The sequence below is a fragment of the Auraticoccus monumenti genome (genome assembly GCF_900101785.1).
In the GTDB taxonomy this organism is placed as follows: Bacteria; Actinomycetota; Actinomycetes; order Propionibacteriales; family Propionibacteriaceae; genus Auraticoccus; species Auraticoccus monumenti.
This window is the reverse complement of record NZ_LT629688.1, coordinates 662,442-686,483: the sequence shown is the minus strand read 5'-3', so window position 1 is coordinate 686,483 and position 24,042 is coordinate 662,442. Positions and strand designations below refer to the sequence as shown.

Here is a 24,042-nt window from a genome sequence, read left to right as displayed (position 1 = left end):
CGCCCGCCGCTCGCGCGGAGCACAACCGGTCCCTCAGCGGACGGTGGTCGAGCATGTGTCGGTGATGTCTGCTGAGTGACCGGTTGTGTCCGCGGCGGAGGTGAGGGCTGAGCAGAACCGGTCACCTAGTCCGATAGCGCGGCGTCAGGAGCGAGGGCGTCGGGCTGGATGACCGGTTGTGCAGGGCTGGGTGCGGTTCTGGAGCCTGTGGAGCAGAACCGGTCCCTCAGCCGACGGTGGTCGAGTATCTGTCGGTGATGTCTGCTGAGTGACCGGTTGTGTCCGCGGCGGAGGTGAGGGCTGAGCAGAACCGGTCACCTAGCCCGATGGCGCGGCCCCAGGAGCGAGGGCGTCGGGCTGGGTGACCGGTTGTGCAGCGTTCGGTGCGGTTCAGGGTCTCGCGCGGAGCACAACCGGTCTCTCAGCGGACGGCGGTGGACCATGTGTGAGTGATGTCTGGTGAGCGTCCGGTTCTGCGCGCACGAGGGAGCCGCTGGCGCGAACGCTCCTGATCGGGCGGCGTGTCGGGGTGCGAGGGACCGGCTCGTCGACTGCCCCGGGATCCGGCTCGGATCAGCTCCGGCCGAGCACCTGCGCGATGTCCTCGGCGAACTCGCGCTCGGAGTCGTCCTGCGGGGCGTAGCCGACCACCCGGCGCGCGTTGCTGGTGCTCCAGAAGGTACGGGCGTTGCCCGAGACGCCGTAGAACACCTGGAACGGGACGCCGTGCTCGTCGACCACCGACTCCGCCTCGATGGAGCGGACGTAGAGCTGCTGCAGGTCCCGCGGACTCACCCAGCCGGTGAGGTCGCGGACGAAGTCGCCGGCGGGCCGTCCGACGAAGTCCTCGGCGCGGATCGGGCGGGGGGCGACGATCCGGATCTGGACGTTCTCCAGCACGGGCCCGATCTGGCCGGTGGCGTAGAGGAAGCCCATCGACTCGTAGGCCACCTTGGCCCAGCCGTACCAGGTGTCGGGGCGGGGGTAGTCCTCCGGCCCGACGCGGTCGACCCGGCCCTCCCGCCACGGACGCTCGTACCACTTGCTGGCCTGGTTGGTGCTGGTCACCACCACGCGTCGGACGCCGGCGGCCTGGGCTGCCTCGTAGACCCGGGCCGCCAGGTCGACGTTGCGGCGCTCGGCGGCGTAACCGGGGGTGTCCCCGGAGGCGAGGTGGCCGGCGTGCACGACGGTGTCCACGCCCCGGCACAGCTGGTCGAACCGGCCGTCGGGGTCGTCGAGCAGGTCGAGGAGCTGCACCCCCTCCACCGGACGGCCGTCGCGGTCGGTGTCGCGGACGTCCACCAGGGTCAGCTCGTAGCGCTCGCGCAGGGCGGGCAGCAGCTGGGTGGCGATGTAGCCGGTGGCGCCGGTGATCAGGACGCGTCGTCGAGCCGGTGGAGGCGTGGTGGTCATGGTCCGGACTCTAGGAGATGTCGCGGTGAACTCGTCCTGGGAGGTGCAGGGCGACACGGCCTGGGGGGCCGACGTGCCCAGCACCGCGAGAGCCGGCTGCAGCGCGGAGCCTCCGCTGACCCGCTGATAGGTCGCGAGCACCGTCCTGCCCTGAGGCAGTACGCGACTGGGCGGTTGCGCAACTGGCTGGTAGCGTAAATGCATGGCACCCACCCGTAGCACCCGTGCAGCACCCGTCCTGGCGCGCTCCGAGCAGAAGGAGCCTCCGACGACCGCGCGACGGTCCGGCCGCAAGCAGGACCGGTCCAAGGACGCGGCGCTGCTGGAGGCGACGATCCAGGTCGTGGCTGAGGTCGGCTACGACGGCATGACCATGGACCTGGTCGCCGCTCGCGCGGGGACGACGAAGTCCGCGATGTACCGGCGATGGCCCTCCAAGGGTGACCTGGTCCTCGAGGCGGTCGTCGCGCTCCAGGAGCCGGAGACCGACCTCAGCCGGCTCCCGGACACCGGCACCCTGCGAGGTGACCTCGTGGCCCTGACGCAGCCGTACGCGTCCGGCGAGGGACAGCGCAGGTTGCGCCTGCTGGCCGGGATCTCCTCGCTCGCCCGGCGTGCGCCGGAGCTGACGACCGCAGCGAACGCCGCCCTCGTCGACCCCTGGGTGGAGGTCTGCCGGCTGCTCGTCGAACGCGCCGTCGGACGGGGTGAGGCGGTCACCGACGACGTGGACACGGTGGCCCGGATCGTCCCGGCGATGACCTCCTACCGCCTGCTGGTCGAGCAGGGACCGCTGGACAGCACGTTCTTCGTCACGCTGATCGACGCGGTCCTCCTCCCGGCGGTGCGCCCGGGAGCCGGCGTGGCGCCGGGCAGACCGGGACAGGGCGATTCGACGGACGTGGCCACCCCGACAGCCGGCGGGCCCCAGCCGCACGCGGAGGCGGACCGAGATGCCTGAGGACGCACCGGCGGTGCTGGTGACCGGGGCGACCGGTGATGTCGGGCAGACGCTGACCCAGCTGCTGCGCGATGCCGGCGTCGCGTTCCGGGTCATGTGCCGACGTCCTCAGCAGGTCGACGAGTTCGCCGCTCGTGGTGTCGAGGCCGTGCGAGGCGACCTCTCCGACTCCGGGAGCCTCCGTGAGGCGATGGCGGGGTGCGACCAGCTCTTCCTGCTCCCGCCCCCCACCCCCGCCCTGCGCGAGCAGGCCGAGGGAGCCGTGGACGCCGCGCGGGAGGCGGGGGTGCGGCACGTCGTCAAGGTGTCCGCGTCCGACGCGGACGAGCACTCGTCGGTGCCCTGGGCCGCCGACCACGCGCGCTCCGACGCCCACCTGCAGGACAGCGGGCTGGCGTGGACCCTGCTGAAACCGGCCTCCTTCATGACCAACCTGCTGCCGACGGCGCCACTGATCCGGCGCGGGATCCTTCCTGGCACCAGCGGTCGTGGGGCCACCTCCTGGATCGCCAGCCGTGACGTCGCCGAGGCAGCGGCCCGGGTGCTGCGGGACCCCCCGACCCACGGCGGTGCCGGCCGCGACGGCCGCAGCTACCTGCTGACGGGAACCGAGCCGACGTCGTTCCCGCAGGTGGCGGGGATCCTGGGCGACGAGCTCGGTCGCCGCGTCCGCTACCTGCACCTACCCGGTCCGGTGATGTACCTGGGTCTGAGGGCCGGGGGTGCGTCGCACTGGCAGGCTCGCGGCCTGGTCAACCAGTTCGCCAGAGTCGTCCGCGGAGGCCTCGACGGCGTGCGGACCACCTCGCCCGACCTGGCCGACCTGATCGGGCGACCAGCGACCGACCTCGCGACCTACGTCCGCGACCACCGCGAGGCCTTCAGCTGAACCGGTGCCGGTGCGTCGGGCCGACGTCCGCGTCAGCGAGGTGGCCCCCGCGGGGGCGCTGAGTGATGGAGCTCGGCGCCCGGGCTGCCGGCCAGGCGCGCTCGCTCACGACGGCGTCGAGATCCCGGACTCGGGAGGTCTCGACCCCCGAGCAGCCGAGGTCCCCGGTACCGGTCAGGACCGCTGGGCCACCACGGCGTGGAAGCGACGGATCTCCTCGGCCAGGACGTCCGGCACCTCGAGCGAGGCGACGTGGGCCGCCGCAGGGACTGGGTGGTCCACGAGACGATGTTCGTGTTGTCCCGCTCCGCGAAGGGACGCATGGACCTGGCCGACGGGGAGTCGCTGAGGGCGGCGGCGATGTCTGCGGAGCCGCCCTCGGACCAGACCTCACGAACCGGCGGTCCCACGCGTCCACCGGGTATGAGCCAGCAGACAGCAGCCACCCTGCGGGTGCACCCGATCAGCCCGGACCTGCTCGCCGACGTGCGCCGACGCGGGCTCGACCACTTCGGCAGCGTGCCCGAGCCCTTCACCAGTCGTGGCGGGGACCAGCTCCGCTGCTGCCTGCGGCACAGCGACCCGGACGAGGATCTGTGGGTCATCAGCCACGCCCCGCTCACCGCCCGGCGACCGTGGCGGGAGGTGGGTCCCGTCTTCGTCCACCCCGACCGCTGCGACGGGTACGACCCCGGACGTGGCCTCCCGGACTTCCTCGCCCGGAAGCCGCGGGTGCTGCGCAGCTACACCGCCGACCAGAGGATGCACTACCCGGGGATCCGCCTCACCGGGGCCGGCGACGACCTCGGCGAGGTGCTGCAGACGCTGCTGGCCGACCCCGAGGTGGCCGAGGTCCACGTCCGCAACGTCGAGGCGCAGTGCTTCATCACCCGGGTCACCAGCAGCTGAGCGACCAGCGTCCGGACGCCGGCCCGACCCGGTCACGTCCCAGCGCACGACCGGATCGTCCCCGTCCAACCAGTCAGAGGCGCCTCATCGCAGCGCGGTGACGTCCACCGGCTGCATGTCGGCGTAGTCCTGGTTCTCCCCGGCCATGGCCCAGACGAAGGAGTAGGCCCGGGTGCCGACGCCGGTGTGCACCGACCACCCGGGGCTCACCACCGCCTCCCCGTCGGCGACCACGATCGAGCGCGTCGCGTCCGGCGGACCGGCCAGGTGCACCACGCGGCCGTCCTCGCCGAGGCCGGTGTAGAGGTAGACCTCGGTGCGGCGGCCGTGGGTGTGGCAGGGCATGGTGTTCCAGACGCTGCCCGGGGCGAGGGTGGTGATCCCCAGCACCAGGTTGGCCGAGGCGATGCCGTCGGCGTGCACGTAGCGGCGGATGGTGCGGACGTTGGCCTCCTCCCGCGACCCCAGGTCGGCGGCGAAGACCTCGTCTCGCCGTCCCAGGCTGGTGGGGCGCTCGGCGTGCGCCGGCGCCGACACCAGGTAGGCGCGACCGGTGCCGGACACGTTCACCGACGCGGTGCCGCGGCCGACGTAGAGGACGTCCAGCTCGTCGAGGTCGTACCCGGTGCCGTCGCAGTCGACGGTCAGCCGCCCCCCGAGGCAGACCACCGCGAGCTCGCGGCGCTGACACAGGGAGTCGGCGGCCACCAGCGACGGGGCCTCCAGCGGGAGGGTGCCGCCGTCGAGGACCAGCCCGCCGAGCAGCAGCCGGTCGTCGTCGGCGTGGGCCCACCGGACCTCACCGGCTGCGAAGAGCCCGTCGACCAAGAAGCGGTCCCGCAGGGCGGTGGTGTCGAGCCGGGCGAAGTCGTCGGGGTGGGTGGAGGGCAGGGTGCGCACGGGTGCTCCTGGGATGGGGTGGTCGGGCAGGCTGCGGTCGGTCAGCGGCTGGGTGGTCGCGGTCAGGGGTGCTGCCCGGGCGGACCGGAGCCCGGACGGTCAGAGGGTGGGGAGCGGCAGGCCGAAGCCGGGACGGTCCGGGACGGTCAGACGGCCGTCGGCGAAGACGTAGGCGGAGGTGTCGACGCCGTCGGTGGTGCCGGGCACGCCCTCCACCACGTCCACCCCGCCGAGCCCGGTGGCCAGCTGCGCGGCGTACAGCGTCTTCAGCGGACGTCCCCAGGCGTGCGGGGAGGCTCGGACGCCGAGGTCGACCAGCTGCGGCATCAGGGCCCGCCAGCGGGTCAGGCCGAACGACATGACATCCATCAGCATCACGTTGATGTGCCCCGCACCGGCCACCGGCAGCAGGGCCGCGACGTCGGGGGAGGTCTCGCCCTCGGCGATGCGGGTGGTGGGGCTGACCTGGTCCAGGTGGCGGCGCAGGGCGGCGAGGTCGTCGGCGTCGTCGAGGAAGGGCTCCTCCACCCAGTACAGGTCGCAGTCGGCGACGGCGTCGAGGTAGCGGCAGAAGCCCTCCAGGTCGTAGCCGTCGTTGGCGTCGACCAGCACCCGGGCGTCGGGGTAGGCCTCCCGGACGGCCCTGGTCACCTCGATGTCGCGGGCGTCGCCCTCGGCCCGGGGCATCCACCGGTTCCCCCGCCCGATCTTCAGCTTGAACCCGCGATAGCCCAGGGCGGCGTCGTCGCGGCAGTTCTGCAGCGCGACGGCGACACCGCGGGGGGCGTCCTCGGGGTCGAGGTCGTCGAAGTAGATGGCGCCGTCGTAGAGCTCGACGACGGGCAGGCCCCGGTCGCCGAGGAGGGCGTGCACCGGGACGTCCTGCACCACGCCGAGCAGGTCGTGCAGGGGGACGTCCAGCCAGGCCAGCGTCTCGTCGCGGACACCGGTGGCGGGGTCGATCAGCTCGGACAGGCTGCGGCCGACGACGTCGGCGCCGGCCGGTCCCTCGACCATGCCCCAGCCGACCGCGCCGGAGTCGGTGCGCAGCACCGCGACGCGGGACTCACCGCCGGAGCCGTGGCTGCCCAGCCGGGCGTTGCGGCCGACGGTGCGGGGGTAGCGGGTGGGCAGGTCGTGCAGGTCGATCGAGGTGATGGTCGGGTCGGACGCGGACACAGGTCACTCCTGGGGGCGGGGTCGGGGGTCGGGGCAGCCGAGCTGGGTGGAGATGGTGCGGGCGGTGGCGAGGACGGCCTCGACGATGGCCGCCTCGGCGTCGAGGATCCGGTCCCGCGGGCCGGCGACGCTGATCGCGGCGACCGGGCGCCGGGAGGCGTCGAGGACGGGGGCGGCTAGGCAGCGGACGCCGGGCTCCCGCTCGGAGTCGTCGACGGCGTAGCCGCGCTCGGCCGCCTCGCGCACCGCGGCGAGCAGCCGGGGGACGGTGGTCAGCGTGGTGGGGGTGTACTCCACCAGGTCCAGCCCGGAGACGATCTCCTCCGCCTCGGGCACCGGCAGCGCGGAGAGGTAGGCCTTGCCGAGACCGGAGGCGTGCAGCGGGGCGCGGCTGCCGAGCTTGGAGGAGACCTTGACCACCTGCGGCCCGACCTCCTGCATCACGTAGGCCATCTCGACGCCCTCGCAGACGGCGACGAAGGCGGTCTCCTCGGTGGTCCCGACCAGGGCGCGCAGGTGGTCGGGGGTGACCTTGAACAGGTCCAGCCCCTCCAGCGCCTGCAGCCCGAGCCGGATGGCCCGCGGGCCGAGACGCAGGTGGTTCTCCCCGGCCTCGGTGAGGTAGCCGCGCTCGCGCAGCTGGCCGACGATCCGGTAGGCCGCGCTGCGGCTCAGTCCGAGCGCGGCACAGAGGTCCGCCATGGCGCCGCGTTCCACCGAGGCCACCCACTCGAGGATGTCCAGGCCGCGGGCCAGGGTGCCGGCCGATGCGGTGCTCGCCTCGCTGCTCATCCAGAGATTCTCCCCCAGGACGGGGGGCGGACCGCGTCTGGCGGTGGTGGGACCGGACGTCACGCGGTCAGCCCTTCAGCCCGGAGCGGGCGACGCCGGCGATCACGTAGCGCTGGACGAAGGCGAACAGGATCAGCACCGGGATGCTGGCCAGTGCGGCCCCGGCCATGATCGCCGGGTAGTCGGTGGCGTAGGAGCCGCGCAGTGTCGAGAGCCCGGCCGGCAGGGTGAGCTGAGCGGGGTTGAACAGGACGTACAGCGGCCAGAGGAAGTCGTTCCAGCTGGTCAGGAAGGACAGCACGCCCAGGGTGGCCAGCGGCGCCCGGGAGAGCGGCAGCACGATCCGGACGAAGATCTGGAACCGGTTGGCGCCGTCGATCAGGGCCGCCTCCTCCAGGGCCTCGGGCAGGGAGGAGAAGAACTGGCGGAGGAAGAAGACGCCGAACGCGCTGGCCGCTCCCGGGACCACGAGGGCCCAGATGCTGTCCAGCCAGTCCAGCCGGTCCACGATCAGGTAGTTCGGCATCAGGAACACGAAGCCGGGGACGAACAGCGTGGCGATGATCAGCGCGAAGACGATCTTCCGGCCGCGGAACTCCATCCGGGCCAGCGGGTAGGCCGCGGCCGCGGCGGTGACCAGCACCAGCGCGGTGTGCAGGACGGCCACCAGGACCGAGTTGGCCAGCCAGCGCAGCACCGGGGCCTGGGCGTCGGCGAACAGGGAGGTGTAGCCCTCCACCGACGGCTCCGGCGGGATCCAGCTCGGGGGCATCGCGGTGGCGTCCCCGGTGGTCTTGAAGGAGGTGGAGAGCATCCACAGCAGCGGCGCCAGGATGATCACCGACAGGATCAGCAGGCTGGCGTAGAGCAGCAGCGTGCTGACCATGCCGTGGGGGCCGCGACGGGCGGGCGGCGACGGGACGGCGTCCACGGGGGTGCCGGTGGGTCGGTCGACGGCGAGGGTGGCCATCTCAGCGCTCCTTCTGTCGGAGGAAGACGAAGTTGAGGGCGCTGATGAGGATCAGCAGCAGCGCGAGGAGGTAGCTCATCGCGGCGCCCTTGCCCATCCGGAACTGCTCGAGGCCGACCTGCGCGATGTACATGATCGCGGTGCGGGTCTCGTTCGACGGGTTCCCGCTGGTCAGCAGGTAGGACTGGCCGAACATGTTGGCCGAGGCCAGCACGGTCATGGTCAGCACGAACAGGATCACCGGGCGCAGCTCGGGCAGGGTGACGTGGCGGAACTCCTGCCAGCGGGAGGCGCCGTCGACCTTGGCGGCGTCGTAGAGGTTCTCGTCGACCCCCTGGAGGCCGGCGAGGTAGACCACGGAGTTGAAGCCCATCGTCCACCAGACGGTGACCCCGACCAGGGAGACCCACACCCAGGGGATCGCGGTCAGCCACGGGATCTTCTCGGTCATGCCGAGCTGGGTGAGGTAGGCGTTGATCAGCCCGGTGTTGGCGTTGAGCAGGTACTGCCAGAGCAGGCCGATGACGCTGACGCCGAGCACGTAGGGGGCGAAGAAGACCGCCCGGAAGAAGGTGCGCCCGCGGAAGCGGCGGTTGAGCAGCAGGGCCAGCCCGAGGGGGATGACCATCAGCAGCGGCACCGAGAGCAGCACGAAGATGCCGGTGGCCCGCATGCTCTCCCAGAACTGCTGGGCGACCAGGGCGCCGGGGGTGAACAGCTCGGCGTAGTTGGCCAGGCCCACGAAGGGCCGCTCGGGGAGGAAGAAGTCCCAGTTGTGCAGGCTCATCCAGAACCCGTAGACCGCCGGGGCGAGGACGAAGGTGGTGAAGATCAGCAGGAAGGGTGCCAGGAACAGGTACGGCGTCCAGGCCTTCGGACGGTGCGGGGCCAGACCCGGGCGGTGGCCGCGGGCCGGGGTGGCTGCCGCGCGGGGAGGTGTGCCGACGGGGGCGGTGGTGGTCGCGGTCATCATCGGACCTCTCGGTACTTGGTCAGGTTCTCGCTGAGCAGGAACGAGGCCTGCTCGGTGGCCCGGGCCAGGGCGTCGGCGGGGGAGGCCTGGCCGAGCAGCGCGTCACCGATCGCGGGGTAGAGGATCGTGGTCTGCACCTCGGCGATCCCCGGCACCAGCGGGTAGAAGCGGATGTGCTCGACCCCCTCGGCGACGTGGGACTGGGCCTCCAGCTCGGCGAACTCCGGCTGCTGCAGCACGGGCAGCCGGGCCGGCACCGGGCCGGCGCTGGCCCACCCGATGGAGTTGTCGGTGATCCAGCGCAGGAAGGTGACCACGGCGCTGATGCGGTCGGGGTCGAACTCCCGCTGGCGCATCAGCACGAACTGGTGCGAGCCGGAGAAGGCGGCCCGGTTGGGCCCGATCCGGGGCAGCGGGGCGACGTCCCAGTCGAGGTCCTCGACCTTGGCCAGGTCGTTGATCAGCGCGCCGGGACCGCCCCAGATGAACGCGTTCTGGTCGTTCTTGAAGGCGACGTTGCCGTCGGAGCCGCTGACGTCGGTGGGGCTGTACCCGGCGTCGATCAGCCCCTGCTGCCACTCCAGGGCGCGGATGCCGGCCTCGGAGCCGAACAGCGCCTGGCCACCCTCGGCGTCGTAGAGCTCCCCGCCCATCTGCCACAGCAGCGAGTCGAAGCCGCGGCCGACGCCCTGGGGGTCGATGGCGGGCAGCCAGTGGCCCTGGATGTCGTTGCTGCGCAGCGTCTCCAGCGCGGACAGGTACTCCTCGCCGGTGGTGGGCGGGGCGTCGGGGTCGAGCCCGGCGTCGGCCAGCACCCGGCGGTTGTAGAAGAGGCTGTCGGGCCACATGTCCAGCGGCAGCGACCAGCGCTCGCCCTGGAAGAGGCCGGAGCCCCACACGACCGGGAGGTAGTCGGACTCGGTGAGCTCGAGTGCCTCGGCGAGCGGGTCGAGGGGGACGATGACCTGCCGGGCGGCGTTGGTGGCGACCTGGAAGTTGTGCATCAGGCCCAGGTCGGGGGCCAGTCCGCTGACCACCGCGGCGGGGAACTTCTGGTAGAAGTTCGACCACGGGATCGCGTACATCTCCACGGTGATCGCCGGGTGCGCAGCGGTGAACTCGGCCAGCAGCTTGCGCATCACCGGCCCGTCCCCGCCGGTGAGCCCGTTCCAGAACTGCAGCGTGATCGGTGGGCCGTCGTAGTCGCCGCCGCTCACGTCGGGCAGCTGCGCGCTGGTGTCGACCGGACGGCCGCAGGCCGCGAGCCCGGTGGTCCCCGCCAACCCCAGCGCTCCCGCGCCCCGCAGCAGGGTCCGTCGACTGATTCTCGGTGTGGCCGCCATTGGCCCCTCCATCGTTCGTCCCGATGATCGGGACATACGTCCCGATAGACAGGAACGCTAGTGGGCTCTCCGGTGGGTGGTCAAGGTATGACCATTAGAAATCTGGGCGGATCTCGAGGTCGGACCCGGGCGCGGCGCCGCGTCGCCGGAGGCCGCCTCCGGGCGCGCGACCGACCGGCGACGTCCGACGAGCCTCGCCAGCGAGCTTGCGGACCGGCGTCCACCCACCACTGACGACCGGTTGGCCGGGGTACCCGGGCACTCTCTTTACAATGTTGTACACAACAATGTAGAACTAGCCCTGCGAGGCCACCCGAGGCCATCCGCGCTCGACTCAACGGTGAGACAACGAGGTGGAACACCCATGACCGACCGCACCACGACACGACTCCTCGACACCCTGCGTCCCACTCGACGCCAGCTGCTCGGCGGGGCGGTGGGAGCGGCCTCCGCGGCGGTCGTCACCGCGTGCAGCACGGCGCCCACGGACGTGGGCGGCGGCGGGCCGCAGGGCGGGTCCGGCGGCGGCCAGACCGGCGGCGGCACCTCCGGCGGCACCGGTCCACTCACCTGGTGGGACCAGTTCGCCCCGTTGGAGGACCTGCAGCGCGCCACCTTCGACCGGTTCACCGCAGGTGGAGGGCCGACGGTCGAGCACACCGTCTACAACCCCAACGACCAGGGCCAGGCGCTGCAGCTGGCCTATTCCAGCCAGCAGATGCCCGACGTCTTCACGCTGGCCGGTGTCGGCGTCACGCCCTCGGTGCTGCTCGGGCAGGGCTGGTTCTCCCCGTTGGCCGGTGCCGACGAGGTGCGGGCCGCGGTGCCGGAGGGCGCCCTGATCCAGGGCCTGCACTCGTTCGGCGAGGACCTGTACTCCTTCCCGATCTTCAGCAACCGCCAGTACGACTCACTGCTCTGGTTCAGCCGCAGCGCCCTGGAGGGAGCGGGGCTGGACCCCGAGTCACCGCCCGCCTCCTGGGACGACGTCCGGGCGGCGGCCCGCGCCGTCCAGGACAGTGGCACCTCGGGTCTGATCCTGCCGCTCCAGTTCGCCGATCGGATGGCGACGTTCGTGCTCGAGCTGGCCCAGACCGCCGGGTTCCCCGGGGCCACCCAGGGCGGGGCGAACGGCGTCGACCTGGGTACGGGTGAGTACCGCTTCCACGACGACGCCGTCGTGGAGGCGATCGAGTTCCTGGTGTCCTTCCAGACCGACGGGCTGCTGTTCCCGGCCAGCTCCTCCCTCGACGCGCGGGCCGGCCGGGCGCGGTGGGCCGCCGGTGGCGCCGGCTTCTTCCTCGACGGGCCGTACTGCCCCGGCGTGGTGGTGCGGGAGTTCGACGCGTTCGCCGAGCAGCTGGGTGTGGGGGCCGTCCCCACCCCCGACGGCGCCCCGCCCGTGCTGAACCGCACCCCCGTCGGCGGGACGTTCTGGGTCTCCGGTCAGTCCGACCAGGTCGACCAGGCCGGAGAGCTGATGGCGCTCCTGCTCGGCGAGGAGTACCAGGCCGGGCTGGCCGAGGCCATGGACCAGCCACCCCTGGACCTGACCAGCGTGGCCGGCTCGGGGGCCCACCCCACCTACAAGCGGGCGATCGAGATGTTCGCCGAACAGGTCTTCGTCGCTCCGACGCCCCAGGCCCGGCCCGGGGTGACCGACGTGGAGGCCGCGATGGGAGCGGTCGAACCCGGCCTCGGCCCGATCATCCAGGGTGCCTTCACCGGCCAGGTCCCCGACGTCCGTGCCGCGCTGCGCGAGCTGAGCGACAAGTACACCGCCGCCCGCGAGGAGGCCGTGGCCGAGGTGGGCGGTGAGGTGTCGGTGGAGAGCTGGGCCTTCCCGGACTGGCAGCCGGGCACCGACTTCGACGCCAGCGGCTACGCCCGGTGAGCACGGCCACCGCACCGCTGCCCCCCGCCTCGACGACGGTCCAGCGCAGCCAGCGCGACCGCGCCCGACGGGGTGCGGCGCGTTGGTGGATCTACCTGTTCCTGCTCCCCACCGCCGTGCTCTACGGCGCCTACACCCTGTGGCCGGTGGTGGCGAGCTGGTGGTACTCGCTGCTGTCGTGGAGCGGGTTCGGCGCCGAGCGGACGTTCGTCGGGCTGCAGAACTACGCCGACGTGCTCGCCGACCCGCTCTTCCACAGCTCCTTCCGGCTGACCATGCTCTTCATGGTGGTCACCGTCCCGCTGCGGGTGCTGGCCGCGCTCCTGGTGGCGGTGCTGCTCAACCACCCCCGGCTGCCCCTGCAGCGCCTCTTCCGGACCGCCTTCTTCCTGCCCGTGGTCACCACCACGGCCATCGTCGGGGTGGTGATGCAGTTCATCTTCGACCCAGCCAGCGGCCCGGTGAACCTGGCCCTGGGCGGGCTGGGCGTGGCGCCGGTGGACTGGCTCGGCTCGCCGGAGACCGCGTTGTGGACGGTGATGGTGGTGCACACCTGGAAGTGGCTCGGGGTGACGATGATCTACTGGCTTGCCGCGCTGCAGACCATCCCGCGGGACCTGGTCGAGGCGGCCGAGGTGGACGGCGCCAACGGCTGGCAGACCTTCCGCCACATCACCCTCCCGTTGATGGTGCCCTTCCTGGTGATCATCACGCTGCTGACCGTGGAGCAGAACCTGCAGGTGTTCGACCTCGTGCTCACCATGACCGGCGGTGGGCCCTTCTACGCCACCGAGGTGATCGAGCTCTACATCTACCGGTGGGCCTTCGCCAGCTCGGTGCCGCAGCTTGGCTTCGCCTCGGCCGCCGCGGTGGTGCTGGGGCTGGTGCTGCTGGTCATCGGTGTCGGTCAGCTGCTGGGGATCCGCGCCGCCCGCCGCCTGGCCGGGGGAGGGGAGTCATGAGCACGGCGGCGTCCCACCCGGTCGCGGTGCCGCGGCGCCGGAGCCGTCGACGGGTCCGGCTCTGGGTGATGACCGCGCTGCTGCTCGTGGTGGCGGCGGTGTGGGTCTACCCCTTCGCGTGGGTGGTGTCGGCCTCGCTGAAGGACCAGCTGGAGGTGTTCTCCGCCGGGCTGGACCTGCTGCCGGCGTCCCCGCAGTGGTCCAACTACTCCCGCGCCTGGGTGGACGCGGACTTCGCCGGGTACATGCTGAACACCGTGCTGGTGACGGTGTTCACCGTGGTGGTGGTGGTCATCCGGTGCGCGATGGCGGGCTACGTGCTGGCCCGCTACCAGTTCCTGGGGCGGAAGGTCGTCCTCGGGGTGCTGGTGGCCACGCTCTTCGTGCCCGCCGGCTACACGATCATCCCGGTGGTGGAGCTGACCCAGCGGCTGGGTCTGCTGAACTCCCTGACCGGCATGGTCGTCGCCCTCTCCGGTGGTGGGCACGTGGCCGCGGTGCTGCTCTACATGGGCTACTTCCGCGGCATCCCGCGCGAGCTGGAGGAGGCCGCCGTGATCGACCGGGCCGGGTTCTTCACCGTCTTCACCCGGATCATGCTCCCGCTCGCCGGACCGGTCACCGCCACGGTGGTGGTGCTGACCTTCCTCGCCACCTGGAACGCGTTCTTCCTGCCGCTGGTCTTCACCTTCAGTCGTCCGGAGCTGCGCACGCTGAGCGTCGGCATGCAGGCCTTCGTCGGCCAGAACTCGGTGGACTGGCCGGGCATGGCCGCCGCCGGCACCATCTCGCTGCTGCCCATCGTGGCCCTCTTCCTGGTGCTGCAGCGCTACTTCTTCGACGGGATCGCAGGAGCTGTGAAGTCATGACCACCACCCCCAACATCTTGCTGATCTGCACGGACCAGCAGCGCTACGAGGCCCTCGGTGCCTACGGCAGCCCGCACGTCAGCACCCCGAACCTCGACCGGCTGGCCGGTCAGGGCGTGCTGTTCGAGAACTGCTACGTGCAGAGCACGGTGTGCGCGCCGTCACGGGCCACCCTGATGACCAGCCGCTACCCGTCGGTCCACGGGCTGTGGGCCAACGGCGTCGACCTGGACCCCTCCACCCGGCTGTTCACCCGCGACCTGGCTGACGCCGGCTACGACTGCGGCCTGGTCGGCAAGCTGCACCTCGGCTCCTGCTTCGCCGGACGCTCCGAGCCACGGGTGGACGACGGGCTGCGGGTCTTCCGCTGGGCCCACGACCCCTATCCCGGCTCCTCGGAGAACGCCTACCACCGCTGGCTCAAGGTCGCCTACCCCGAGCTGCACGCCGCCGCGCTCGCCCGCTCCGGCGAGCACGACTGGGACTCGATGCCCACCGAGGCCCACTACAGCCACTGGGTGGCCGAGGAGACGATCGACTTTCTCCGCTCCTCCCGCGAGGAGGGCAAGCCGTTCTGCCTGGTCGCCAACTTCTTCGACCCCCACCACGGCTTCGGCGCCCCGCAGGAGTACCTGGACCGCTACGACGGCACCGAGATCCCCGACCCGGTGACGGTGCAGGGGGAGCTGGACGGCAAGCCGCCCGTCTTCACCGAGGCCTCGAGGCGTTCCTACGCCGGCCACGCCAAGGGCTACCAGGAGTACGACGCCGCCGAGCTGGCCGAGGTCCGCCGTGCCTACTACGCGATGGTGACCCTGGTCGACGACGAGGTGGGCAGGATCCTCGAGGTGCTCGAGGCGGAGGGGCTGGCCGAGGACACCCTGGTGGTCTTCACCAGCGACCACGGCGAGATGCTCGGTGACCACCAGCTGATGCTCAAGGGGCCGATGGTCTACGACCTCGCCGTGCGGGTGCCGCTGCTGGTGCGGTGGCCGGGGGTGCTGCCGGCCGGAGAGCGCCGCTCCGAGCTGGTCCAGTGGCTCGACCTGGCCCCCACCCTGCTGGAGGCGGCCGGCGTCGAGGCGCCGCGTGGCTACCAGGGGGCGAGCCTGCTCCCGCTGGCCCGGGGGGACGCCGACGCCTGGAGCCGGGACTGGGCGCTGTGCCAGTACCGCGACTCCGGCCACGGCTACGACCCGCCGGTGCACGTCACGATGCTGCGCCAGGGCGCACACAAGCTGGCCGTGCACCACGGGCCCCCGGCGACCGCGCGGGAGGGGTCGGGGGAGCTCTACGACCTCGAGGCCGATCCCGACGAGCTGGTGAACCTGTGGGACGACCCGGGGTCGGCGGCCACCCGGCACCGGCTGACCGCGCTGCTGCTGGACGTCCTGGTGGCCGTCGAGGACCGCAGTAGCCCCCGGCTGGCGCACTGGTGAGACGCCGCCCAGTACGGACGGACGGACGGTTGGGTGGGTGGGTGATTTTGAGGGTCAGTCGTCCGCCAGGGTGACCCGGAGCCCGGTGTGCCGCGGTGTCGGGAGGCGTGTGCAGCGACTGCCCGTCAAAATCAGTCACCCGCCGTGGTCCTCGTGAGGGAACCGCGTCGGGTGCGGAGCCGGCCGCTGTCTGCTCCGAACGGCTCGCGCGCGAGCCGCATCCCCCCGTGCACCGACACGTGCCGGGGAGCACCCGGCTCGTCGACACGACAGGGTCGCGCCCGGACCGCCCGGCTGGGGTGCGGCTAGGCTCCGGAGCAGCGTGGTGAGCGGAGGAGGCGCGTGGCGGTCGGGATGAAGGACGTGGCCCAGCGGGCCGGCGTGTCCATCAAGACCGTCTCCAACGTGGTCAACGGCTACCCCCACATCACCCCGGCCACCAAGGCCAAGGTCACCGCCGCCATCGCCGAGCTGGGGTACCGACCCAACCTCTTCGGTCGCAGCCTGCGCACCGGCCGCACCGGCGTGATCGCGCTCGCGGTCCCCGCGATCGACAACACGTACTACGCCGCGTTGGCCCGGGCGGTGATCAGGGAGGCCGAGGCGCTCCGCTGGACGGTGCTGGTCGACCAGACCGAGGCGTCGCCCGAGCGGGAGCGGTTGGTGCTCGACGGCATCCGCGACCGGATGATCGACGGACTCCTCTTCGCCCCGCGCAGCGTGTCGGCCGCCACCCTGGCCGACCGGCCGGCGGAGGTGCCGCTGGTGCTGCTGGGCGACCGGGTGGTCGATCCCGGCCTGGACCGCGTCACCGTCGACAGCGTCGCGGTCGGCCGGGCCGCGACCGAGCACCTGCTCGGCCTCGGCCGGACCCGGGTCGCCGCCCTCGGCGTCAGCCCGGAGGACACCATGGCCATGGCTCGGCTCAGCGGCGTGCGACAGGCGCAGGAGGCGGCGGGGCTGCACCCGGACCAGCGGCTGGAGCTACCGGTCGAGCACTGGGACCACGACAGCGGGCACCTCGCTGTGGACCGCCTGCTCGCCACCGGCGCGGACTTCGACGCCCTCGTCTGCTTCAACGACGCGCTGGCCCTGGGGGCCGTCCACGCCCTGCAGCAGGCCGGGCGCTCGATCCCCGGCGAGGTGGCGGTGATCGGGGTGGACGACGTCCCCGCCTCCCGCTTCCTCTGGCCGCCCTTGTCCTCGGTGCGGCTGGACAAGGAGCTGATCGCCCACTCCGCCGTCACCCTGCTGGCCGAGCGCATCGCGCACCCGGACGCCCCGGTCCAGCACGTCACCGCCGGGTTCGAGGTCGTCCCGCGGGCCAGCACGCTCGGCTGACGGGCGGACGTCCTCGGCCCACGCGCCCCTCGGCTGACGCCAGCTCCTCGGCAGGGCGGCTGACCGCAGCAGGGTGCCCGTGATCAGCGGCACCCTTGGGTCCCGAGGAGTGGTCGGTCTGCCGAGCGGCGTTCTCCTGACCGGCCAGCACCCGGCGCGTCGGCCTCAGCTGCCTGGTTCCGTCGTCCCGGGAGGGTCGCCCTGCCCGGCGGCGGTGGAGGCCCGGTGAGCTCGACGGCGGTAGCCGTCGACCACCTCGGCGGGGATGGCCGCGGACGGGCGGGTGATGGCCTCGCGCAGCTGGTCCGGGGCGACCTTGGGGGAGCGGTCGGCGCGCAGCAGGCCGTTGCTCTCCTGGGCGGTGTCGGTGAGCTGCGTCCAGCAGAAGCCGGCCACCTCCGGGCTGTCGACCAGGGCGGCGACCAGTCCCGCGACACCGGCCAGCAGCTCCTCGGCGGAGTCGATGGTGGCGTAGCCGAACCAGCGTTCCCCGGCGGCGGGGGCCCAGGACAGCCCTCCCATCTCCGTGACCATCACCGGTCGCTGCTCACCGGTGGCGTCCCCGAGCAGCACCCGGTGCCGCCCGGGGCCGCGGTCGCCGAGGGTCCGGCGGATGGCCTCGGGTGATCCGTAGCGGGCACGGAGGCTGTCGGGGTCGGGGCTGTAGTCGTGCACCGACCAGATGTCGGACTCGGTGTGCTCCCACCCGTCGTTCGAGATCACCGGCCGGGTCGGGTCCAGTGCCTTGGTCAGGTGGTACAGGGCGGTGGCGAAGTGCGCCTGGTCGGGTCGTGTCCTGATGTGCGGCACCCCCCAGGACTCGTTCAGCGGCACCCAGGTCACGATGCAGGGATGGGACCGGTCGCGGCGGACCACCTCCAACCACTCCCGGGTGAGCTGCTCGGCGGCGTCGGGGCGGTAGACGAAGGCGTTGGCCATCTCCCCCCACACCACCAGGCCCAAGCGGTCGCACCAGTACAGGAACCGGGGATCCTCGACCTTCTGGTGGATCCGGGCCCCGTTGAAGCCGAGCTCCTTGATCGCCTCCACCTCACGACGCCGGGCCTCCGGGCTGGGGGCGGTCAGGTGGGACTCCGGCCAGTAGCCCTGCTCGAGCACCATCCGCAGGAAGTAGGGCCGGCCGTTGAGCAGGAGCCGGCCGTCAGCGACCTCCACGCTCCGTAGCCCCAGGTAGCTCCCGACCCGGTCCGGCTCGGCCCCGGGGACGAGCAGCTCCACCTCCGCCTCGACGAGCTCCGGCTGCTCCGGGGACCACAGCAGCCGCTGCCGGGCCATCGCGTTGGCCAGCGCCGGCAGGTGCAGCGTGAGGTCGGCGCGCTGTCCGCCGACCGCGATGGTCTGCTCGGCCAGCTGCTCCTCACCGTGCCGCAGCGCCACCCGGAGCCGGCTGCCAGCGGGCAGCGTCCGCGAGAAGGCGAGCTCGGCGCGTACGCACTCCCTGGGCAGGTCCGGGGTCCAGTGCAGCTCGGTGACGTGGTGGCGGGGTGCGACCTCCAGCCACACCGTCTGCCAGATGCCGGAGGTGCGGTCGTAGAAGATGCCGTGAGTGGTGGTGCGCCAGTCCTGCTTGCCCCTGGGCTGTGCGGCGTCGGTGGGGTCGTCCTCGACCCGGACCACCAGCCGGTGCTGCTGACCGGGACGGACCACGCCGGTGAGGTCGGCGGTCACCGGCGTCATCCCGCCGCGGTGCTCGGCCACCAGCTCCCCGTCCAGCCACACCCGGCAGGAGTGGTCCACGGCGCCGAGGTGCAGCAGGACGGTGCTGCCCGGCTCGACCTCGTCCAGCCGGATGCTGCGCCGGTACCACAGCACCGGGTGGAAGCCTGTGTCACCGATCCCCGACGCCTCGGACTCGGGGCAGAACGGCACCTCGATCTGCTGCGCCAGCGGGGTGTCGCCGCGGGACCACCCTGCCTCCAGCCCGGTGTCGGCGTCGTCATGGGCGAACTCCCAGCGGCCGTCGAGGCACAGGTAGGAGTCCCGGCGCAGCTGCGGGCGGGGGTGGAGGTCGGGACCGAGCACGTCGTGGGCTCCTCAGGGTGGTGGGTCGCTCACCCGGGTGGGTGGCCGGGTGGTGTGGAAGGTCTCGCGGTGGGTGATGGGTCGCGGTGGCGGCCTACCGGACGTCTGCTTGGCCGCAGCCGGGCTCAGGACCGCGGACGGTGGAAGGTGGGGACCTTCGGCGTCGCGCCGTCCTGTCCCCAGGTCAGGATCGCCGCGTACATCACGCGACGTTTCTGGGGATCGGTGACCAGTCCCTCGTAGGGGCAGGGGGCGCCGTCGGGCGGGCAGACCCAGCCGTGCAGGAACATCCGGTCCGGCCCGTCACCGGTGACGACGTCGGCGCCGCCCGGCCCGCAGAGCCCGGTGCTCGCCTGGTCCAGCAGCACGTGCTCGGCCTTGTCGGCGAAGGACCACAGGTCGGTGGAGCGGCGCCACACGGTGGAGTAGCGGCACTGGTCGTACCAGTTGGCCGAGGCCAGCAGGACGTAGTGCTCGCCCCGCTTGATCATCACCGGGTTCTCGATGCTGTCGTCGTGGCGGAAGAGCTCCCGGCTGACCGCGCCGTCGGCCAGGTGCAGACCGTCGGGGGTCAGCTCGACCATGCGCAGGGTGCCGGGCGTCTTCTGCGTCTTGTAGGTGAGGTAGCGACGGCCGTCGGTGTCGACGAAGGGAGCGGGGTCGATCACACCCGAGGTCTGGTTCGGCCGGTCGGCCACCGGGTCCTCGCCGCCGTTCACCGGGCAGATCAGCGGGGCGTCGAGCGGTTCGTAGGGGCCGGTCGGGCTCTGCGCGACCGCCGCGCCGATGCAGCGCTGACCGCCGAAGCCGGCCGCGGGGGCGGCGAACCAGAGCACGTAGCCGGCCGGGGTGCGGTCCACGTCGGGGGCCCAGGCGGCCAGCGTCCCCGTCGTCCACTCCGGCCAGCGGGTCAGGGCGTTGCCGGGCAGGGCGGTCCACGGCCCCTGCGGGTTGCTCGCCGTGGCCATCTTCACCCGGCCGCCGGTCATGAAGGCGTGGTAGGTGCCGCCCTCGCGGAAGACGCCGGGGTCGGCGGCCGGGTCGAGCACGGGCTGGGGGACGTTCCGCGGTGCGGTCGCCCCCTCGGCAGCGGTGGCCATGGTGAGCCCGAGGGCCAGCAGGACCGCAGCGAGGGCGCGGGCCAGTCGGGTGCGACGGGTGCGCAAGGGCACCGGGGAGAGTCGGGGCACGGAGGTCTCCTGGTCTTTACAACATTGTAGAAGGGAGTGCCACGACGGTATGGGCGCCAGTGCGTGGTGTCAACGGCCACGTCGGGACGGTGGGTCGGTGACCCGGCCGGTTGGTAGCAACGGGTCAGCACGTGTCACCCACCCCCCTTGGAGACGTCATGCCCCGTTCCGTCCTGTCCACCATCGGCTCGCTGGCCGCCGTCGCCGCGCTCGCCCTCGCCGGTTTCTCGGCACTCCTCCCCGCTGCTCCGGCGGCGGCGAGCGAGGAGTCGACCACCACCACCCAGGCCCGCCCGCTGCTCAAGGTCCCCTTCCCCTGCCATCAGGAGTGGCGCGGCGTCACCTTCGCCGGCCACGAGCGCGCGCTGGCCATCGACTTCAACCAGGGCAGCGGCGACTCCGACCTGGGACGTCCGGTGAAGGCGAGCGCGGCCGGCACGGTCAGCACCGCCCGCTTCCTGAGCGGCCAGGGTTTCGGTGAGTACGTGATCATCAACCACGGCGGCGGCTGGCAGACCGTCTACGCCCACCTGCAGCGCGGCAGCACCACCGTCTCGGTCGGCGACCGGGTCAGCGCCACCACCACGATCGGTCGCGTCGGGAAGACCGGCCTGGTCGACAGCACCTCCCACCTGCACTACGAGCAGCGCCTCAACGGCGATGACGTCCGGATCGTCTTCGGCCGGTCCAACGCCGTGCAGTACTACGCCACCGACTACTTCACCCGCACGAGCTGCTGAGCTGGGCGTCGACCGGCCGGCTGCCTGGAAGCCGGCCGGCCGATTGCCTGGGCGTCGGCGGTTGGTGGCTGGACGTCGACCACCGTAGGCCTGGATGCCGCATGACGTCCGCCTGGTCTGCCGGATGGCCCGAGCAACGGGCTGCCGCGGGCTTCCGAGTCGATCCCGTTACGGCTCTTCCGCGGGGCCAGTCGCTCGTCCTAGGTTGGGTCCACCCCCCACCCTCCACCCCCGAGGACGACCCCATGAAGCGTCGTGTCCCCTGTCTGCTCGCCGGCGTCACGCTGGCCCTGACCCTCGCGCCCGCCCCCGCGCATGCGGCGACCATCCCCACCCCGGACGACCCCGTCACCTCCGAGGAGAACCCGCGGGTGCCCGAGGGTGCGGCCTGGACCGAGGCGTACTTCCCCTCCTCCGACGGCAGCGACGTCGAGCTGCATGCCGACGTGCTCCGGCCTGCCGACCTCGGCCCGGAGGAGAAGACCCCGGTGATCCTGTCGGTCGGCTCCTACTTCGCCCACGCCGGTCAGACCGGTGATGACGGGTTCGAGGGCACCGGGCCGTCGGAGCGCTTCAACGACCTGATCGAGGGCGCGGACCTGATGGAGCGCGGCTACACCGTGGTGATGGTCGACCTTCGCGGCTTCGGCGGCAGCACCGGCTGCCTGGACTGGGTGGGCCCGGGTGAGCAGGCCGACATCAAGGCCGCGATCGACTGGTCGGTCAGCCAGCCCTGGTCCACCGGCAAGGTCGGCATGTACGGCAAGTCCTACGACGCCGTCACCGGGCTGGTCGGCAACAACCTCGGCCCGGACGGCCTGGAGGCGGTGGTCGCCCAGGAGCCGCTGTGGGACATGTACAACTACCTCTTCAGCAACGGTGTGCGGCGCCCGAACTACCTCGGCACCCCGCAGGCGTACAACTCGATCGCCAGCATCCAGGGGATGCCCGACGACTCCGAGCGCTACCGGGCCAACGCCGCCTACGAGCTGACCCACCCGGAGTGCCTGGCCGACAACCTCACCGACACGCAGGACCCCGACCCGGAGTCGGACTACTGGCAGGCCCGTGACCTGGCCCAGCAGGCCGAGGGCTCCGACGTCCCGCTGCTGGTCACCCAGGGGTTCATCGAGCCCAACACCAAGCCCGAGGACATGCAGCAGTACCTGGAGAACCACACCGGGGTCGAGCGCGGCTGGCTGGGGCCGTGGGAGCACGTCCGCGGCAACGAGACCGGCTCCGACGGCCGGCTGAGGATGGGTCGCGAGGGCTGGTTCGAGGAGGTCGTGCGCTTCTACGACGAGCACCTCAAGGGCGTCGAGCCCGGCGTCGAGGACCCGAACTTCTTGATCGAGGACAACTTCGGGGAGTGGCGTGCGCAGGACACCTGGCCCGAGCCGGACCGGTCGGTGACCGTGCGGCTGGCCCGCGGCAGCTACGTCGACGACGGCGGTGAGACCGCATCCGCGCGGACGCTGGTGGCCGAGGGTCCGGACGGCGTCTGGGACATGGAGAACGCGCCCGACCCGGTGCAGGACCCGCAGGCGCGCAGCCGCGCCAGGGCTGCGGCGGACGAGGACGCCTACTACTCGTGGTCGCGCCCGGTCCGCCACGACACCCGGATCACCGGCACCCCACGGGTGCTGCTGGACACCGAGGGCGAGGGCAACGTGCTCGTCCGGCTCTGGGACGTCGCCCCGGACGGCACCGCGGTGATGTTCGACGAGCAGATGTCGCTGGTGCAGGACGGCGAGGTGGCCTTCGACCTCAAGGACACCGACTGGACGCTGGCCGCCGGTCACCAGCTGGGGGTGGGCATCGGCACGAACACCTCCCGCTCCTGGGCCGACACCCCCTCGGGGGAGACCATCACGGTGAGCCGCGCCCGGCTCGAGCTCGAGCTGCAGGGCACCTCGGACGACGTGGCCGCCCAGGGGGCCCGCTCGCCCTACCTGGACGCCTACCTGCGGGCCTACACCACCCAGCTGGAGTCCGAGAAGGGCACCTTCCCGCTGACCGTCAGCCCCTGACCCGTACCGGTCCTCCCGCCCGTGTTGGCGGCGGGAGGACCCGCAGGCGACGATGGAGCCGTGCAGACCATCACCGAGCTGGACCAGTGGCGCGAGCCGCTGGAGCAGATGCGCGCCTGGGTCCTGTCCGGGGTCGCGCAGCAGGACGCGGACTTCCAGACCCGCTGGCGTCGCGACTGGGCGACCAAGGTCGGCGTGGTCGCGGCCTACCTCGTCCCTGGTGAGCTGCGCCCGGACGAGACCTGGAAGCTGCAGGCCCTCGGCGTCGTGCTGGGTGACGCGATGGTCCTGCGCACCGGCGCCCGGTGGGTGGAGATCAACGACGACGGCGGCGCCGACCCCTGCCTGCGGCTCAACACCACCGCCACCAAGGTCGTCTTCCCGATGACCATGATCGCCAAGCGGGTCGAGAAGGGGGAGACCCTCGACGTCCAGGACCTGATCGCCCTGGTCGACTCCGTGGCCAAGTCGTCGGTCGAGCCGGTGCCGTCGCCCGCGCAGGGTGCGGTGGCGGAGCAGCGTGCGGTGGCCTCGGCGTCCGGGGTGGCCGTGGACGCGCACCGTGCCCCCTCGCCGGCGGTCGACGAGGGGATGGGGCGCAAGCTGGCCCGGCTGGTGCACCGGCTGCGCAGCTGACGACAGCTCGGTCGACGGATTTTGAGGGTCAGTCCTCCGGCGGCGCTCGGGCCGCGGCGTCGCGTGGGCCTGGTCGTGATCCGATGCGACGACTGACCGCCAAAATCCGCCACTCGACGTGCCTGCCGCCGACGACCACGTGCGCGTAGCCGTCCCGGCCCGCGTGGTCGTCCTCGATCCGGACGGCGGCTGTGCATAACTTCTGCGCGACGGTGCCCGCCGGTGCTTGGCTGGAGTCATGCACGTGAGTCCAGCGGAAGTCCACCAGTGCGCGTCCGGCATCGGCGCGACAGCGATCGCCTGGGGCGAGGGCGCAGCGACCGTGGCGCGGAGTCCCCGGGCCGTGGACGCCCTCGGTTCCGGTGAGGCGGCGGAGGTGCTGCGCAGCGCACTCGGCGCGTTCCACCCCGAGGCCACCGCCTACGGCGACGAGCTCGGGTTCTGCCTCAGCGAGACGTCGGTCGCCCTGCACGCCGTCGCCCAGGTCTACGACGACGTCGAGACCGAGAACGAGGAGATGGCCGACCGGCTGGACGAGATCATCACGTCGCTGGGCACGGTGTGAG

Annotated in this window: 21 protein-coding genes; 12 read left to right on the top strand and 9 right to left on the bottom strand. The window is 72.2% G+C overall.

What is annotated here, in order from left to right:
• Nucleotides 1–573: 573 nt before the first annotated feature.
• On the bottom strand, nucleotides 574–1,416 hold the full coding sequence (locus tag BLT52_RS03085; RefSeq protein ID WP_090590536.1) for an NAD-dependent epimerase/dehydratase family protein: 843 nt from the start codon (nucleotides 1,414–1,416) through the stop codon (nucleotides 574–576).
• A 202-nt stretch (nucleotides 1,417–1,618) separates the two neighbouring features.
• Between BLT52_RS03085 and BLT52_RS03080 the strand changes: the two genes are divergently transcribed.
• The 3 genes from BLT52_RS03080 to BLT52_RS03070 all read left to right on the top strand — a co-directional run bounded on the left by BLT52_RS03080 (nucleotide 1,619) and on the right by BLT52_RS03070 (nucleotide 4,175).
• Nucleotides 1,619–2,377 (top strand): TetR/AcrR family transcriptional regulator, encoded by a 759-nt coding sequence (locus BLT52_RS03080; protein ID WP_090590534.1) that lies wholly within the window; start codon nucleotides 1,619–1,621, stop codon nucleotides 2,375–2,377.
• Nucleotides 2,370–3,266: an SDR family oxidoreductase gene (locus BLT52_RS03075; RefSeq protein ID WP_090590532.1), complete on the top strand. Its 897-nt coding sequence runs from the start codon at nucleotides 2,370–2,372 to the stop codon at nucleotides 3,264–3,266. Before BLT52_RS03080 ends, BLT52_RS03075 begins: the two co-directional genes overlap by 8 nt.
• Before the next feature lie 423 nt (nucleotides 3,267–3,689).
• Nucleotides 3,690–4,175, top strand: coding sequence for a DUF1203 domain-containing protein (locus tag BLT52_RS03070; protein ID WP_157676945.1), 486 nt, complete (start codon nucleotides 3,690–3,692; stop codon nucleotides 4,173–4,175).
• An 84-nt stretch (nucleotides 4,176–4,259) separates the two neighbouring features.
• On the opposite strand, the gene kduI is transcribed toward BLT52_RS03070, so the two are convergent.
• From kduI to BLT52_RS03040, 6 genes are all read right to left on the bottom strand, one after another.
• Complete coding sequence (kduI, locus tag BLT52_RS03065) at nucleotides 4,260–5,075, bottom strand: 5-dehydro-4-deoxy-D-glucuronate isomerase (protein WP_090590528.1); 816 nt, start codon at nucleotides 5,073–5,075, stop codon at nucleotides 4,260–4,262.
• Between the two features lie 99 nt (nucleotides 5,076–5,174).
• A complete protein-coding gene (locus BLT52_RS03060) occupies nucleotides 5,175–6,254 on the bottom strand; it encodes a mandelate racemase/muconate lactonizing enzyme family protein (RefSeq protein WP_090590525.1) in 1,080 nt (359 codons plus the stop codon).
• A 3-nt stretch (nucleotides 6,255–6,257) separates the two neighbouring features.
• Nucleotides 6,258–7,046 carry an IclR family transcriptional regulator gene (locus tag BLT52_RS03055; protein ID WP_090590524.1) on the bottom strand — a complete coding sequence of 263 codons (789 nt, stop codon included), beginning with the start codon at nucleotides 7,044–7,046 and terminating at the stop codon, nucleotides 6,258–6,260.
• 67 nt (nucleotides 7,047–7,113) lie between these two features.
• Complete coding sequence (locus BLT52_RS03050; protein WP_172803980.1) at nucleotides 7,114–8,016, bottom strand: carbohydrate ABC transporter permease; 903 nt, start codon at nucleotides 8,014–8,016, stop codon at nucleotides 7,114–7,116.
• 1 nt (nucleotide 8,017) lies between these two features.
• Nucleotides 8,018–8,986 (bottom strand): carbohydrate ABC transporter permease, encoded by a 969-nt coding sequence (locus tag BLT52_RS03045; protein ID WP_090590521.1) that lies wholly within the window; start codon nucleotides 8,984–8,986, stop codon nucleotides 8,018–8,020.
• Nucleotides 8,986–10,272, bottom strand: coding sequence for an ABC transporter substrate-binding protein (locus BLT52_RS03040; RefSeq protein WP_231946475.1), 1,287 nt, complete (start codon nucleotides 10,270–10,272; stop codon nucleotides 8,986–8,988). Before BLT52_RS03040 ends, BLT52_RS03045 begins: the two co-directional genes overlap by 1 nt.
• Nucleotides 10,273–10,696: 424 nt before the next feature.
• Here BLT52_RS03040 and BLT52_RS03035 point away from each other — a divergent pair, with 424 nt between their 5' ends.
• The 5 genes from BLT52_RS03035 to BLT52_RS03015 all read left to right on the top strand — a co-directional run bounded on the left by BLT52_RS03035 (nucleotide 10,697) and on the right by BLT52_RS03015 (nucleotide 16,837).
• Nucleotides 10,697–12,226: an ABC transporter substrate-binding protein gene (locus tag BLT52_RS03035; RefSeq protein WP_090590517.1), complete on the top strand. Its 1,530-nt coding sequence runs from the start codon at nucleotides 10,697–10,699 to the stop codon at nucleotides 12,224–12,226.
• Complete coding sequence (locus BLT52_RS03030; RefSeq protein WP_231946474.1) at nucleotides 12,223–13,188, top strand: carbohydrate ABC transporter permease; 966 nt, start codon at nucleotides 12,223–12,225, stop codon at nucleotides 13,186–13,188. Before BLT52_RS03035 ends, BLT52_RS03030 begins: the two co-directional genes overlap by 4 nt.
• Entirely contained in the window at nucleotides 13,185–14,057 is an 873-nt protein-coding gene (locus tag BLT52_RS03025; protein ID WP_090590515.1) for a carbohydrate ABC transporter permease, read from the top strand. Before BLT52_RS03030 ends, BLT52_RS03025 begins: the two co-directional genes overlap by 4 nt.
• Nucleotides 14,054–15,496 (top strand): sulfatase-like hydrolase/transferase, encoded by a 1,443-nt coding sequence (locus tag BLT52_RS03020; RefSeq protein WP_090590513.1) that lies wholly within the window; start codon nucleotides 14,054–14,056, stop codon nucleotides 15,494–15,496. Before BLT52_RS03025 ends, BLT52_RS03020 begins: the two co-directional genes overlap by 4 nt.
• Nucleotides 15,497–15,838: 342 nt before the next feature.
• Nucleotides 15,839–16,837 (top strand): LacI family DNA-binding transcriptional regulator, encoded by a 999-nt coding sequence (locus BLT52_RS03015; protein ID WP_090590511.1) that lies wholly within the window; start codon nucleotides 15,839–15,841, stop codon nucleotides 16,835–16,837.
• 165 nt (nucleotides 16,838–17,002) lie between these two features.
• Here BLT52_RS03015 and BLT52_RS03010 read toward each other — a convergent pair whose 3' ends face one another.
• Nucleotides 17,003–18,880 (bottom strand): glycoside hydrolase family 2 protein, encoded by a 1,878-nt coding sequence (locus BLT52_RS03010; RefSeq protein ID WP_090590509.1) that lies wholly within the window; start codon nucleotides 18,878–18,880, stop codon nucleotides 17,003–17,005.
• A gap of 125 nt (nucleotides 18,881–19,005) precedes the next feature.
• Nucleotides 19,006–20,070: a glycoside hydrolase family 43 protein gene (locus BLT52_RS03005; RefSeq protein ID WP_157676944.1), complete on the bottom strand. Its 1,065-nt coding sequence runs from the start codon at nucleotides 20,068–20,070 to the stop codon at nucleotides 19,006–19,008.
• Between the two features lie 158 nt (nucleotides 20,071–20,228).
• On the opposite strand from BLT52_RS03005, the gene BLT52_RS03000 reads away from it, so the two are divergent.
• From BLT52_RS03000 to BLT52_RS02985, 4 genes are all read left to right on the top strand, one after another.
• On the top strand, nucleotides 20,229–20,810 hold the full coding sequence (locus BLT52_RS03000; RefSeq protein ID WP_090590504.1) for a M23 family metallopeptidase: 582 nt from the start codon (nucleotides 20,229–20,231) through the stop codon (nucleotides 20,808–20,810).
• A 245-nt stretch (nucleotides 20,811–21,055) separates the two neighbouring features.
• Nucleotides 21,056–22,840 carry a CocE/NonD family hydrolase gene (locus BLT52_RS02995; RefSeq protein ID WP_090590503.1) on the top strand — a complete coding sequence of 595 codons (1,785 nt, stop codon included), beginning with the start codon at nucleotides 21,056–21,058 and terminating at the stop codon, nucleotides 22,838–22,840.
• 60 nt (nucleotides 22,841–22,900) lie between these two features.
• Nucleotides 22,901–23,476: a DUF3806 domain-containing protein gene (locus tag BLT52_RS02990; RefSeq protein WP_197679170.1), complete on the top strand. Its 576-nt coding sequence runs from the start codon at nucleotides 22,901–22,903 to the stop codon at nucleotides 23,474–23,476.
• 244 nt (nucleotides 23,477–23,720) lie between these two features.
• Entirely contained in the window at nucleotides 23,721–24,041 is a 321-nt protein-coding gene (locus BLT52_RS02985; protein ID WP_157676943.1) for a hypothetical protein, read from the top strand.
• The last annotated feature ends 1 nt before the right edge of the window (nucleotide 24,042 follow it).